Annotated in this window: 10 protein-coding genes and 1 pseudogene; 5 read left to right on the forward strand and 6 right to left on the reverse strand. The window is 58.7% G+C overall.

Going from position 1 to position 13655, the window contains the following annotated elements:
- Both ACR0P8_RS06895 and xylA read right to left on the reverse strand, forming a co-directional pair.
- Nucleotides 1-1698, reverse strand: a complete 1698-nt coding sequence (locus ACR0P8_RS06895) for a family 43 glycosylhydrolase (RefSeq protein ID WP_432624392.1) — start codon at nt 1696-1698, stop codon at nt 1-3.
- Between the two features lie 388 nt (nt 1699-2086).
- On the reverse strand, nt 2087-3436 hold the full coding sequence (gene xylA / locus ACR0P8_RS06900; RefSeq protein ID WP_011742887.1) for a xylose isomerase: 1350 nt from the start codon (nt 3434-3436) through the stop codon (nt 2087-2089).
- A gap of 236 nt (nt 3437-3672) precedes the next feature.
- Between xylA and ACR0P8_RS06905 the strand changes: the two genes are divergently transcribed.
- A complete protein-coding gene (locus tag ACR0P8_RS06905) occupies nt 3673-4953 on the forward strand; it encodes an O-acetylhomoserine aminocarboxypropyltransferase/cysteine synthase family protein (RefSeq protein WP_085407562.1) in 1281 nt (426 codons plus the stop codon).
- A 312-nt stretch (nt 4954-5265) separates the two neighbouring features.
- Here ACR0P8_RS06905 and ACR0P8_RS06910 read toward each other — a convergent pair whose 3' ends face one another.
- Entirely contained in the window at nt 5266-6765 is a 1500-nt protein-coding gene (locus ACR0P8_RS06910; protein WP_217063211.1) for an amidohydrolase, read from the reverse strand.
- 346 nt (nt 6766-7111) lie between these two features.
- On the opposite strand from ACR0P8_RS06910, the gene ACR0P8_RS06915 reads away from it, so the two are divergent.
- Nucleotides 7112-7954, forward strand: coding sequence for a DUF559 domain-containing protein (locus ACR0P8_RS06915; RefSeq protein ID WP_281775992.1), 843 nt, complete (start codon nt 7112-7114; stop codon nt 7952-7954).
- Nucleotides 7955-8165: 211 nt separating this feature from the next.
- Here ACR0P8_RS06915 and ACR0P8_RS06920 read toward each other — a convergent pair whose 3' ends face one another.
- Nucleotides 8166-8975, reverse strand: a complete 810-nt coding sequence (locus ACR0P8_RS06920) for a bifunctional diaminohydroxyphosphoribosylaminopyrimidine deaminase/5-amino-6-(5-phosphoribosylamino)uracil reductase RibD (protein ID WP_432624393.1) — start codon at nt 8973-8975, stop codon at nt 8166-8168.
- A 132-nt stretch (nt 8976-9107) separates the two neighbouring features.
- Between ACR0P8_RS06920 and ACR0P8_RS06925 the strand changes: the two genes are divergently transcribed.
- From ACR0P8_RS06925 to ACR0P8_RS06935, 3 genes are all read left to right on the forward strand, one after another.
- Nucleotides 9108-9533, forward strand: coding sequence for a peptide deformylase (locus tag ACR0P8_RS06925; RefSeq protein ID WP_432624394.1), 426 nt, complete (start codon nt 9108-9110; stop codon nt 9531-9533).
- A gap of 588 nt (nt 9534-10121) precedes the next feature.
- Complete coding sequence (gene ettA, locus ACR0P8_RS06930; RefSeq protein WP_021913000.1) at nt 10122-11798, forward strand: energy-dependent translational throttle protein EttA; 1677 nt, start codon at nt 10122-10124, stop codon at nt 11796-11798.
- A gap of 223 nt (nt 11799-12021) precedes the next feature.
- Complete coding sequence (locus ACR0P8_RS06935) at nt 12022-12945, forward strand: acyl-CoA thioesterase (protein WP_432624395.1); 924 nt, start codon at nt 12022-12024, stop codon at nt 12943-12945.
- Nucleotides 12946-12948: 3 nt separating this feature from the next.
- Here ACR0P8_RS06935 and ACR0P8_RS06940 read toward each other — a convergent pair whose 3' ends face one another.
- Nucleotides 12949-13488 (reverse strand): DUF3180 domain-containing protein, encoded by a 540-nt coding sequence (locus ACR0P8_RS06940; RefSeq protein WP_432624396.1) that lies wholly within the window; start codon nt 13486-13488, stop codon nt 12949-12951.
- Nucleotides 13485-13655, reverse strand: a pseudogene (locus ACR0P8_RS06945) (2-amino-4-hydroxy-6-hydroxymethyldihydropteridine diphosphokinase); the annotation flags it as partial. The pseudogene ACR0P8_RS06945 and the gene ACR0P8_RS06940, both read right to left, overlap by 4 nt.

Genomic DNA, 13655 nt, shown 5'->3' on the forward strand with positions numbered 1-13655 from the left:
CTATGCCATGAAGCCGGCCATGCAACCGACGAACCCACCGGCCCATTCGGTGCTGAGGAAACGAGCATCGACACTCAGCAGGACCTGCCCCTGACGCACGAACGTCGCAGAATCAACCAAACCATGCATGCCAGTCACGATGACCGACAAGCGGTTGTCGTCGAAAAGTACCGCCGGACGCACTCCGTCAGCCTGTACGACGGCAACAGACCCAGCTTGCGAATCGTCTCCATTCACCATCTCGTAGCGCACATCCGTGCCACGCATCGAAAACACCGCGTAATGTGTGGAATTCTGCCGGATCACTAAAGAACCGGACATAGGAATCGGCATGAGCGTCGGCAGTTTCGCTATTCTGCGGTAGCTGACATCACGCTCGTCGCGCACCACCACACCGTTCGTCGAGCCATCAGCCACATCCACCAGCGCAGGTTCCACGTCACCGGCGAGCGAGGATTTCACCCTAGGCTCGATGGTGATGCCATCGTCTTCAGTAGTAACCGTGATCTCGTCGGCCAAGCGGCCAAGACCAGCGCAAGTTACCGGCCATCCGGGGTCACCCTCATGCGTATCTAATGCACCGTTGCCGTCCAGCTTCCAATCGGCCGGATTATGTTCCCAGGATACCGGAGCGACAAAGCTCTCCCTTCCCAAGTAGCTCAATAATTCGCCGTCATGCTTTCCCCGCGTCTCCCTCACGCCGAGACACACCAGCCACCATCCCAGTTCCGGATGAAGCAACAGGTCCGCATGTCCCACGCATTGCAGCGGTTCCGACAAACCCAGATGTCGGTGGGTGAGAATCGGATTCTTCTTATCCGCATGGAAGGCACGGATTGCGGTGCCAAGATAGCAGCGTTCCCCGTCACGAACCTGCGGAATGCACTCACCCGATTCGGATGCTTCCCGTTCGTAAGCTTCGAACGCCCGAAGCAGTCCATGCGGCGCATAGATGCGCATGGCCATCTCACTGTGTTCGAAACTGGTGCCCCCCTCGGCGGTCATCAGATACACATAGTCGCCCACGCGATAGAGATGCGGCGCCTCAGCCCACACCGCCTCCACACCGTATCCGCGCCATATTACCGTCTTGCCCGATCCCGCAGGAAGACCGTCATCGACAAAAGTCCAAGTCTCCGGATCAATGCGTTGAGTCCAGACCTCGGTCTGTCCTTCCCATTGCGGATTGACCGCAGGACGGGTCTGGGTCCAGTACACGTTGCCGTCCCCGTCCTCGAATATGTCTGGATCGATGCCTTCGGCGCCCTCGATCCAGAACGGCCCACGCCAAGGTCCGTCGATCGAGTCCGACTCAAGAACGAAGTTGCCTTCCGCCGCCTGGGCCGAATCCAATTCGGCCTGGGAGCATCCTTCCGCGATGGCTTTGCGTCCATTGATGCGAGCGATGGTGCAGGCAATCACGTATTTGCCACGAATCCTACGCAGCGTCGGCGCATAGACGCCACCCGAGTCATCCACGAAAGGAATGAGCAAACGTCTTGCCAACTCCTCATCTATCGCATCCGACGCGTGTTTCCAGTGGGTCATATCCCTGGAAACGTAAATAGGCAAGCCTGGAACCAGTTCGAAGGTGGAGGTCACAAGCACGATTTGCCGAAGATCATCATCCCAAATCCAACTCGGATCAGGATGCATTCCGTGAAGAATGGGATTGGCGATGGTAATCGTTGTGGTCATAAGTACACCTCATTCGGGAACGTTTGGATACATCACATCATTGCGAATAATCGAAATTTTCGCTTGGTCTAACAACGCAAACAAGCCGCTCACCGGCGATCTAGCCGGCAAACGACTTGCGTGCGAAGGAAATTTGAGGAAGGAGGAAGGAAAGAAAAGTGAGTGGTGTGCCGGAACACCGACGCTTCGGCACACCACATCCGGCTCTGTCACAGTCGAGCCCCACTGTTTGATCCAGCGATGAATCAGGAGTCCTAACGGAAACTCCTTACTGCGTCCATGCCTCGGTCCTGCAATTCCGGAACGCTACGCGCCCAGTCATTGCTCGCCCTCGACTACCGTCTCGGACTTCGCCCGAGGCTACCTAAAACCCTAGTGGGTTTTCGGCTCACGCCTCGGCCAGGGCGTCGATCATGTAGTTGTTGATCGTGGCCTTGACGGACTCGAGGTGATCGGACTTGGTGGCCTCGATGAGCTTGGACTGCGGGATATCCAGAGCGTACTCCTCGAGGGAAGCCAGGGAGGCGGTGCCGTTCTCGACGGTCGCGCCGATGCCGGAATCGAAGGAGCTGTAGCGCTCGGCCTGCAGGTTCTCGATGACCTTGTCCTCGTGCATCTTGGCGGCGACCAGGAGGCCTGCTGCGAAGGAATCCATGCCGGCGATGTGGGAACGGAACAGATCCTCGGCGGTGAAGGAGGTACGACGCGGCTTGGCGTCGAAGTTCAGACCACCGTGAGGGCCGATCTGGCCTTCGGCGAGGACTTCCCACATGACGGTGGAGGTCTCGTACAGGTCGGTCGGGAACTCATCCATATCCCAGCCGATGAGCTTGTCGCCCTGGTTGGCGTCCAGGGAGCCGAGCACGCCGGCCTCGCGGGCGGTGCGGATCTCGTGCTGGTAGGTGTGGCCGGCCAGGTTGGCGTGGTTGCCTTCCAGGTTCAGCTTGAAGACGTCCATCAGATCATAGGTGCGCAGGAAGTTGATGGCGGTGGCGGCATCGAAGTCGTACTGGAACATCGTCGGTTCCTTGGCCTTCGGCTCGATCAGGAACTGGGCGTCCAGACCGATTTCCTTCGCATAGTCATGGCACATGTGGAAGAACTTGGCCATGTGCTCCTGCTCGCGCTTCATCTGGGTGTTCCACAGGTTCTCGTAGCCTTCACGGCCGCCCCAGAACACGTAGTTCTCGGCACCCAGGCGCTTGGCGATCTCCAGGGAGTGCTTCAGCTGGCCGCCGGCGTACGCGTAGATGTCGGCGAACGGGGAGGTGGAGGCGCCGGAGACGAAGCGCGGGTTGGTGAACAGGGAGGAGGTGTTCCACAGCAGCTTGATGCCGGTGGACTTCATGTTCTCTTCGATCTTGTCGACGACCTTGTCCAGGTTCTTGTCGGTCTCGCGCAGGGTGTCGCCTTCCGGAGCGATGTCGCGATCATGGAAGCAGAAGTACTCGACGCCGAGCTTCTGGAAGAACTCGAAGGCGTAGTCGACCTTGGCCAGGGCCTCGTCCTCCGGATCGGAATACTTGCCGTACCACGGACGCTGGGCGGTGCCGGTGCCGAACGGATCGACGAGCTGCTGGTCGAAGGTGTGCCACCATGCGACGCCGAAACGCAGCCAGTCCTTCATCTTCTTGCCGGCAACGACCTTGTCGGCATCGTAGTAATGGAAGGCAAGACCCTCCTGCGGCCCCTTTTCGCGACCGACGTACGGAATCTTATCGATATCCCACAGACCCATGGAATGCTCCTTTGCTTGGTTTACTTACGTAAAGCTTTATTTCGCAGCGGGCTTTCCGCCCGTCTTGGTCTACATAATAAATTGAATTACCTAAGTTTGTCAATTCGTTAAACTATACGGCGTTTCCATTGGAATCAAGCCATTTATCAATGCAGTGATACAGTGTGTTTGTTTGTTCGCATCGCGGCGCAACACCTGCGCGGCGCACGGAAGCGCGGAATCGAAAGAAGGAACATATGAGCGAAAACGTCGACACCATCTGCGTGCAGGGAGGCTATCAGCCGGGCAATGGAGAATCCCGCACTCCCCCAATCATCCAGGCCACGACCTTCAAATACCAGTCGAGCGAACAGATGAGCCGACTGTTCGACCTGTCCGAATCCGGCTACTTCTACACCCGCCTGCAGAATCCGACCAACGACACCGTCGCCGCGAAGATCTGCGAGCTGGAAGGCGGCGCGGCCGCGATGCTCACCTCGTCCGGCCAGGCGGCGAACTTCTTCGCGCTGTTCAACATCTGCAACAACGGCGACCACATCGTCGCCTCCTCCGCCATCTACGGCGGCACGTTCAACCTCATCAACGTGACCATGCGCAAGATGGGCGTCGAATGCACCTTCGTCAGCCCCGACTGCACCGAAGAGGAACTTGAGGCCGCGTTCCAGCCGAACACCAAGGCCGTGTTCGGCGAGTCCATCTCCAATCCGGCGCTTATCGTGCTCGACTTCGAGAAGTTCGCGAACGCAGCGCATCGTCACGGCGTGCCACTGATCGTCGACAACACCTTCCCAACGCCGATCAACTGCCGTCCGTTCCAGTACGGCGTGGACATCGTCACGCACGCCACCACCAAGTACATGGACGGCCACGGATCCTGCGTGGGCGGCGCGATCGTCGACTCCGGCAATTTCGACTGGATGGCCCATGCGGAGAAATTCCCGGGCCTCACCACTCCGGACGACTCCTACCATGGCGTCACCTACGCGAAGGAATTCGGCAAGGCCGCATACATCACCAAGGCCACCGCGCAGCTCATGCGCGACTTCGGCTCCACTCCGGCGCCAATCAACTCGTGGATCATGGGCATGCATCTGGAATCCCTCGGCGTGCGCATGGAGCGCCACTGCGCGAACGCACTGGCCGTGGCCAAGTGGCTCGACGCCGATCCGCGCGTCAGCTGGGTGAGCTTCCCGGGCCTCGAAACGGACAAGTACCATGCGCTGGCGGAGAAGTACATGCCGAACGGCACCTGCGGCGTGATCTCCTTCGGTGTGCCGGGCGGGCGCGAGACGGTTTCCGCGTTCCTTGACCATCTGAAGATGGTGTCCATCGCCACGCATGTGGCCGATGCGCGCAGCTGCACGCTGTATCCGGCCGGCACCACGCATCGCCAGCTCACCGAGGAGCAGCTTGAGGAAGCCGGCGTCGGCATCGACCTGGTGCGCCTGAGCTGCGGCATCGAAAACACGGCCGACATCATCGCCGACCTCGACCAAGCCCTCGCCGCCGTGCAGTGAGCCTCATAAGCCTGTAGATAGGGCTTGTATCCCCGCCATTGCAGGGATACAAGCCCTATCTTTATTCGAATTCATCTTCAACCCCTGGATAACCAACTCCTTGGATATCCAGCAGCACATGAAATCCGCTATATGTGGCAGATTTCCGTACCCATCGAAGATGATTTGTCCTATGTGTGGCAGCTCCAGGTACAAAGCCCTATGTTCGGGGGCATAAATCCGGCGATTCCTTCATCTTAGGAGCCATCGACCTGCCACATATAGCGGTTTTGACTTTTCCGGCATCCCGGAATCTGCCACACATAGCGGTTTTCATTCAGCGCATTGATATGTCCAGCGTCCGGCAAGCATGGTGGCAAGCACGTGGTCGGGCATGGCGCGCATGGCCTCAGGGGACTCAAGCGCACTCGGATCGCAATCCAGCAGCACCAGATCAGCCGCATCCCCAGCTTGCAACGTCGTACGTCCCAGGGCGGTGGATGAAGCAAGCGCGGTTTCGAATTCCAAGCATTGCTCAGGCTGGAAAGGCTCCCGGTCGGAACTCTCCGTGCCGAACACCGCGGCGGAGATGGCCAGCCATGGGTCCAACGGCGCGACCGGCGCGTCCGAGCCCATAAGCAGTTTGGTTCCGACCTCATGCAGACTGTTGAACGCGTAGGGAATGCCAGCGGGATTGCCCCAGAATCGTGTGATGACGTCGCGGTCGTCCATGGCGTGCTGCGGCTGGATGCTGGCGGCAAGTCCCAGCCGTGCAAGACGCGGAATATCGCACTCCTTGAGCATTTGAGCATGCTCAATGGAACCGTGCGCATGGGTACGTTCCGCGCAGTCGAGCACGATGGTGTTCGCTTCGTCGCCGATGGCATGGCAGGCGATATCGAAGCCATGTTCAGTGGCTAGCCGCATATACGATTCGATTTGCTCAGGGGTGTAGCTCAACGTGCCGTAGGTTTCCGGGGCGATGCCCGAGTATGGCGTGGAACAGTAAGCGGAGCGGGTGTTGAGTGAGCCGTCGGAGATCATCTTCATCGCACCGACGTGGCCTAGCCCATGACTTCCAGGCAGTTCGTCGCCGGTGTGCCAGCCGTCGTCGATGGCCTGCTGGAGCCGTTCGGGGTATACGCCGGCCTCGATACGCAGGTCGACGAGTCCTTGCGAGAATCGCTCGATCCATGTGTCGATGTTCTCCGCCATCTCGTAGTCGCGCACACCGACCACACCTTTGCCGGCGGCGTCCCGCTCCGCGTTGCGTAGCAGACGAGTCAGTTCATCGGCCGCGCCTGGCCCTTTGTCCAGCTTGCAGTAGGCGTCGAACCACTCAAGCTCTCCGACGAGCCCGGATTCGCCCACATGCACACCCAGGTTGCGCGCGGCAGCGGAGTTCACCCAGCCGCAGTGCATGTCGGCACTTGACAAAGCCACCGGCTGGTCGCCCGACACCGCGTTGATCGCGGCCAATGTCGGCTGGGCGGCATCGGCCCACAGTGAGTGCCGGAAGCGCATGCCGACCACATATTGGTTCGGGTCGAGCGTGCCGTTCTCACGACGTTCATCCAAGTGCCGACGCAACATGTCGAGCGCCTCGTCGGCACTGCGCGCGTCGATCAAATCAAGACGTCCCAACGTGTACGACCACTGCGTGAAGTGCGTATGACAATCCCACAATCCGGGAATGACCCACGTTTTCGAAGCCTTGTCTACCGACTTTTCCGAAGACCGTACATCCGCAATCCGCCCTTGCTCAATCGTGATGTCGACAGGCTCATTGGACCCCACGAAACACACATTTTCAATCACATACGGTTCGCCCATACATCCTCGATTCAACAAAATGACCTCATTGCCAGCCATAGTATCCTTGCGATGCTTGCGATTGCCACCCTCATCTCAATCGGCTATGTGCACTTTGGGTTTTCGCTATTGAAATGCGTTTATCTACATAGGCAAGAGAAAGGCGCAGTTATCCACCGGTTTTTCAAGGAAGGGTGAATCATCCACTTTTCCACCGTTTCCCAAAAGCCGGTAGACAGCGCAGTGCCATTTCCTCTACTTTGACGCTATGGACAATGGAGCACAATATTCGGAAAACCTCGCGCAGCTGAGGGCAAGGACCATCGAACAATGTCTTGAAGCGCAGAAAAGAACCGGAAGGCGATTGGTGTTCGCGCTCAATACCGCACTGGACCTTCTAGGCATCGAAAGGCCAAGATATCCACGAAACCAGCAAACGGAATCTTCCCTACACGTTCTCGCTCCATGCAACAACGCCCGAACGCATCTTCAGAACATCCACTTCGCACTATGGGAAGGCCCCGTTCTCGAAACAACCACGCATTATGGCAAAATTCATCACACTGACGCGATAACCACTTGGGCGATGCACGCCAATCGTATCCCGCAAGAGGAATTGGTAACGCTCGGCGATTCCATGATGAGGAGGAACGCTCGCTTTGGAACAATCACTCTCGACGAATTCATCGACTATGTAAACCGTCTCGAAAATCTCAACGAATATGTGAGAACAAACAGACAACGGCCGATTCGCGGAATCAACAAAATGAGGCAAGCCCTACGGCTTATGCGCGAAGGCACGGATTCCTCGCAGGAGAGCCGTTGCCGAATCACGCTGATTCGACACGGGCTTCCCTGCCCGGAAGTCAATTACAAGGTCCGCTCATCCAATGGGAAAATCGTTTTTCTGGACATGGCTTATCCAGAGATAAAAGTGGTTATTGAATATGATGGAAGGCATCACGCCGGACAGTGGCTCGCAGACAGCAAGCGACGCGAAGCCCTAGAGGATGAGGGCTGGATCTACATCCAAGTGACCGCCGAGAATCTGGCGAGCGAAAACGAAGAACGGCTCCTCGCCGAACGAGTGGCCAGCAGAATAAATCAGAGGCTCAGCAAATCCATCAGACTCAGCCAAAGAATGCCATCAGGAAGAATACATATCCGTATAGCGTCCCTTGCCACTGGGAACAGACGGATTCTCATCTGACAATCCCTATATGTGGCAGATTTGACATCCCCAGGAAACTTAAAACCACTACATGTGGCAGACCTAAGTAGACAATGACCGCCAAACCCACTGATTTATACCCTCTAACTCAGGATTTCTTTGGTTGTCTGCCACATATAGGGAAAATCACTTTCGTACGACGACGGAATCTGCCACATATAAGGCATTTCAAAACCGCGAACGCGACACATCAGTCTTTTTGGCAGGCCGTGGACAACCGCTCGAACGCTTCGTCGCTTTCCACGATGAGGCTGTCGATTTTGCGTTTGCCCAGTTCGTGCAACCACTCGTCCGGGTCCGCGCCGGCGAGCGTGCTGGTCTTCAACAGCAACGGCTTGTGACGGCCGATCACCACTTCGTCCGCGCCGACGGATTGGACCGGTCCGTCGAAGTGCGCGAAGGACTCGTCAGAAACATCCGATTCAGTTCCGGCAAGCACCGCCGCATACGTGGCATACAGTTCGCGCCGACGGACCGCATACTCGGCATCCGATTCCCCCACACGTCTTCTGCTGTCCACAATGTACGGCATTCCCGTGGTGATGTAGTGGAAGAAATGGCGATTGATGGCGTCGCATTCCGACCGCATGACGTCACGCACCACTTTCACGCCGGCTTCCTCAAGGATGCGAAGGCCTTTCCCGGCCACGACGGGATTGGGGTCGATGGAGCCGACCACCACCCGCGAGATGCCGTGGGCTAGAATCAGATCAGTGCATGCCGGCTGCGATCCAACGTGGCAGCAGGGTTCGAGCGTATCGATGACTGTAGCTCCACACATATCGATGCCATGCGCGTCGGCATAGTCGAACGCCATGCGTTCCGCATGCGGACCACGGTAACGGTCGTGGTACCCGGTGGCGAGAACCTCGCCATCACGTACCACCACCGCGCCTACCAGCGGATTCGGATCCACCCATCCCGCACCTTTGCGGGCCAGTTCAAGCGCTTGTGCCATATATTCGCGGTATTGCAACATGTCTTCCATGACCTCAAGCATATTGCACCGGCCGCAGTTTCATGCATCACGCCTCGTATCCCGAGGGCGGGCAACTCCATCCATCCGTCTCGCAAGCCATGCGACGCCATACAATATTGGCAGACCGGCAACATCCAACGAGAGGAATTTCACATGCAGCGTGAGATCATGACGTCCATCCCATTTCTCAGCCAACCGTCCGCCGCAGCCGAGAACACCGAAGAGGATCTGGCCGTGGCGCAGGACCTGAAGGACACGCTGGACGCGCACCGCAATGGTTGCGTGGGCATGGCGGCCAATATGATCGGCGTATCCAAGCGCATCATCGCTTTTGTGGATGAGGATTTCGGCGGCCGCATTTTCGTGATGTTCAATCCACACATCACCGCCGAAGACGGCGCGTTCGATACGGCGGAAGGTTGCCTCTCGCTCCAGGGCGAGCGTCGCACCGTCCGATACCAGCGCATCGAAGTGGATTATATGGATCGGAAATTCCGCGAGCGCCACGCAGCGTTCACCGGTTTCACCGCGCAGATCATCCAACACGAGATCGACCACTGCGATGGCGTGATCATTTGATCGCCGGCCTGCCGCCCACCAATCAATAGCCGCCCGCCGAAAACAGCCAACCCACCACCCCGTACTCGAAAAGCACGGGAAAACAGGAAGAATCATCAACAAAGTCACGTACGGAGGTACGATTTCGCCCTCAAACGGTCGAAACATACCCCGTACGCGAAAACCCGATTTCACCGCGCAAAATCACCGCCACCGCACCTACGGGGACAACACCGGAACTCCCCTCTCTCCGGCGACATCTCAACTCGGTGCCATCGCGCACACAGAAGCACACGGAGACACCCAGGCTCGGAGACCGCCGCAGCAGGCCACCATCACCACCAACCACGTACGGAGGCACGCTTCCATTCCCACACAACCGACCCACGACCGCTGTGTAGACGGGATATGGGATAATCGGCGATGGTACTTTGCGTATGGACACGGTCCGAAAACACTTGGCTTCGATGAGTTGCAGCAGACTTGCGATTCGTCCGCAACCAGTCGCGCCGGCAACGCGCCGCAGCACGGCGAACAAGTGCGATTTTCCGTCGACCGACATACGCAAAACGCTGGAATTCCAACGTTTCTTAAGGATGGAACACAACATTGGCTGAGTTTATTTACCAGATGATCAAGGCCCGCAAGGCTTACGGCGACCGCGTGATTCTTGACGACGTGACCCTGAGCTTCCTGCCGGGCGCGAAGATCGGCGTCGTCGGCCCGAACGGCATGGGTAAGTCCACGCTGCTGAAGATCATGGCCGGCCTCGACACCGTTTCCAACGGCGAAGCCTACCTGACCCCTGGTTTCACCGTCGGCATTCTGCAGCAGGAGCCGCCGCTGGACGACACCAAAACCGTCGGCGAGAACATCAAGATGGCGTTCGGCCCGATCGCAGAAAAGGTGGCGCGTTTCAACCAGATTGGCGAGGAGATGGCCAATCCGGACGCCGATTTCGACGCGCTGATGGAAGAAATGGGCAAGCTGCAGAACGATATCGACGCGGCCAACGGTTGGGATCTCGACTCCCAGCTCGAGCAGGCCATGGACGCTCTGCAGTGCCCGGATCCGGACACTCCGGTGACCGTCTGCTCCGGCGGCGAGCGCCGTCGTGTGGCACTGTGCAAGCTGCTGCTCGAGGCTCCGGATCTGCTGCTGCTCGACGAGCCCACCAACCATTTGGATGCCGAATCGATTCTGTGGCTGGAGCAGTTCCTGCACCAGTACAAGGGCGCCGTCATCGCCGTCACCCACGATCGTTACTTCATGGACAATGTGGCCGAATGGATCTGCGAAGTGGATCGCGGCCACCTGTATCCATACAAGGGCAACTACTCCACCTACCTGGAGACCAAGGCCAAGCGTATGGAGATCCAGGGCGCCAAGGACGCCAAGCTCGCCAAGCGCCTGAAGAGCGAGCTCGATTGGGTGCGTTCCTCGCCGAAGGCCCGTCAGGCCAAGAACAAGGCTCGTCTGGAGCGTTACGACCAGATGGAGCAGGAGGCGCGTAACAACAAGAAGCTCGACTTCTCCGAGATCCAGATTCCGGCCGGCCCGCGTCTGGGTTCCACCGTGCTGGAAGCCGAGCATATCCACAAGGCGTTCGGCGACCGCGTGCTCATCGACGACTTGAGCTTCACCCTGCCGCGTAACGGCATCGTCGGCGTGATCGGCCCGAACGGCGTAGGCAAGTCCACCCTGTTCAAGACCATCGTCGGCTTGGAGCCGTTGACCTCCGGTTCGCTCAAGATCGGCGACACCGTGAAGATCAGCTACGTCGACCAGAACCGTGCCGGCCTTGACCCGAACAAGAACCTGTGGGAGGCCGTGTCCGACGGACTCGACTTCATCGAGGTGGCCGGAGTGGAAGTGCCGACCCGCGCCTACGTGGCGTCCTTCGGCTTCAAGGGTTCCGACCAGCAGAAGCTGGTGGGCGTGCTGTCCGGCGGCGAACGCAACCGTCTGAACCTGGCGCTGACCCTGAAGCAGGGCGGCAACCTGCTGCTGCTCGACGAACCGACCAACGACCTTGACGTCGAAACCCTGGAATCCCTCGAAAACGCGCTGCTCGCCTTCCCGGGCTGCGCCGTGGTGATCTCCCACGACCGTTGGTTCCTCGACCGTGTGGCCACGCACATCCTCGCATGGGAGGGCACCGACGAGAATCCGGCCAACTGGTACTGGTTCGAAGGCAACTTCCAGGCCTATCAGGAGAACCGCATCGCCCGTCTCGGCGAGGATGCGGCCCGCCCGCACCGCCTGCACCGCAAGCTGACCCGCTAAAGGCAGACAGATCCAATCGAGTCGCGTTAAGCGCAGATTTCAGCAAAGCGCCACCCTTCATTACGAGCGGTGGCGCTTTGCCATACGTCAACCGTTGCCGCTAACCAACCGTTCATTCTTCTCACGTACTCGTTACAAAACAATCCGACGAAATTTACTACATGTGGATAGACTCGATGCCAGCATAAAGAGCTATCCACACGCGGAAGGAATCGAGGCCATCATGACGCAGACAGACATGACGCCGCTGCAGCGACTGGCAAAGGTGCTCCAGCTGGGCACGCCCTCAAACTATCGCAACCATACGTATATCAACGGCGAAAGCCTGTACTTCCCCACTGGCCGAGTCTACGGCGGACAGGTCATCGCGCAGTCGCTGATGGCCGCGTCGAGAACCGTCGCTCCGTCCCGTCTGCCGAATTCCATCCACGGCTATTTCATTTCGGCCGGCGATATCCGTCAGGATCTGCTGTTCGACGTGGAAAATCTGCGTGACGGACGTTCCTTCTCCGCCCGTCGCGTGAATGTCACGCAGGCGCAGGGCTCGATTTTGACGGCAATCGCCAGCTTCCAGGAACATGACCAGGAAGGCATCGAATTCGCCGACCCGATGCCTGAGAACATTCCCGATCCCGACAGCCTGACCAGTGCGAAGCAACTGATGGAGCCGTATGCGGAACAGTCGCCGTTCGCCAAGTATTATGCGGAGAAGTCGCCGTTCGATATTCGCCATGTGACGCGCACCATCATGCTTGGCGCCGACAAGAAGAGCGCCAGCGAGGATTCCGGCAAGCAGATGGTGTGGATGAAGGCCGACGGCAAGGTGGACGTGCCGCAGGTCATGCATCGTGCGATGCTGGCGATGGGCTGCGACCAGATCATGCTGGAGCCGATTCTGCGCAGGGCAGGCTTGAGCATCGCCACCCCTGGTATCTCGTACGCGTCCATCGATCACTCGATGTGGTGGTACCGCGACATCGACATCAACCAATGGCATCTCTACGTGCAGGACACCCCGACCGCGGCCCATGGACGCGGCCTTGGCTCGGCGAAGGTCTACACGCAGGACGGCAGTCTGGTAGCCTGCATGGCGCAGGAAGCGATGTTCCGCGTACCAAACGTGCCAGGCACGACGGAAAAGGCCTGATCCTCAGATCTTGGATTTGGTCGCGGCGGCCGCATAGCGATTGCGCTGTGCGGCCTTTTTCATTGCCGGGCTTTCCGGGCCGTCAATGGGTGGAATCCGGCACAGCCACTCCCCCACGATGCCGACGATCATGTCGGCGATGCACACCACGCACGCCACCGCGCATTCGATGATGGCCTGATTGTAGAATTCCGCCTCGCCGTGCGGCAGACTCATGATGATCTGCCCGCCGTACCAGCCTGCCAAGGCCGCTCCCGCAAGGCCGAGCGCCTTGCATGCCACCAGCGTGCCGAAGGCCTTCTGCGGGTCCAATGGCTTAAGCTGCGCGCGTTTGACGGGGTCTTTGGTCGTGTATTTGTGGATTTGCAGGGCCATGTACAGCACGGTGATGCCCAGCGCGGCCAGCACCACCGGCACGATCCATGGAGCGCCCACCAAGGGCAATCCCGAGATTTCGCCGTATTTCGCCAATCCCATGCCTGCGAGCACGCCAAGCACTGCCGCAAGGACGAAAGACCACCAAGGGGTTCTGCGTGCTCTCATAGCGTGTCTCCAATGATCCAGTTGTCGGTCAGCATTCCCACCTGCGCGGCATCCGGTGCCACGGCCAGCAGGAACGCGACCGGATCCCTGCCGAGTTTCGCGTCCGGATCCATGTCGAACCATGGGGCGAGCACGGCCGCATGCTCACGTGCGGACGGCCACGGCAC

The sequence above is a fragment of the Bifidobacterium sp. genome (assembly GCF_050874245.1).
GTDB lineage: Bacteria > Actinomycetota > Actinomycetes > Actinomycetales > Bifidobacteriaceae > Bifidobacterium.

Excerpts from the sequence above, each read along its gene's own strand:
- ACR0P8_RS06895 (WP_432624392.1), bottom strand. The coding sequence starts at position 1,698 with ATGACCACAACGATTACCATCGCCAATCCCATTCTTCACGGAATGCAT.
- xylA (WP_011742887.1), bottom strand. The coding sequence starts at position 3,436 with ATGGGTCTGTGGGATATCGATAAGATTCCGTACGTCGGTCGCGAAAAG.
- ACR0P8_RS06905 (WP_085407562.1), top strand. The coding sequence starts at position 3,673 with ATGAGCGAAAACGTCGACACCATCTGCGTGCAGGGAGGCTATCAGCCG.
- ACR0P8_RS06910 (WP_217063211.1), bottom strand. The coding sequence starts at position 6,765 with ATGGGCGAACCGTATGTGATTGAAAATGTGTGTTTCGTGGGGTCCAAT.
- ACR0P8_RS06920 (WP_432624393.1), bottom strand. The coding sequence starts at position 8,975 with ATGCTTGAGGTCATGGAAGACATGTTGCAATACCGCGAATATATGGCA.
- ACR0P8_RS06925 (WP_432624394.1), top strand. The coding sequence starts at position 9,108 with ATGCAGCGTGAGATCATGACGTCCATCCCATTTCTCAGCCAACCGTCC.
- ACR0P8_RS06935 (WP_432624395.1), top strand. The coding sequence starts at position 12,022 with ATGACGCAGACAGACATGACGCCGCTGCAGCGACTGGCAAAGGTGCTC.
- ACR0P8_RS06940 (WP_432624396.1), bottom strand. The coding sequence starts at position 13,488 with ATGAGAGCACGCAGAACCCCTTGGTGGTCTTTCGTCCTTGCGGCAGTG.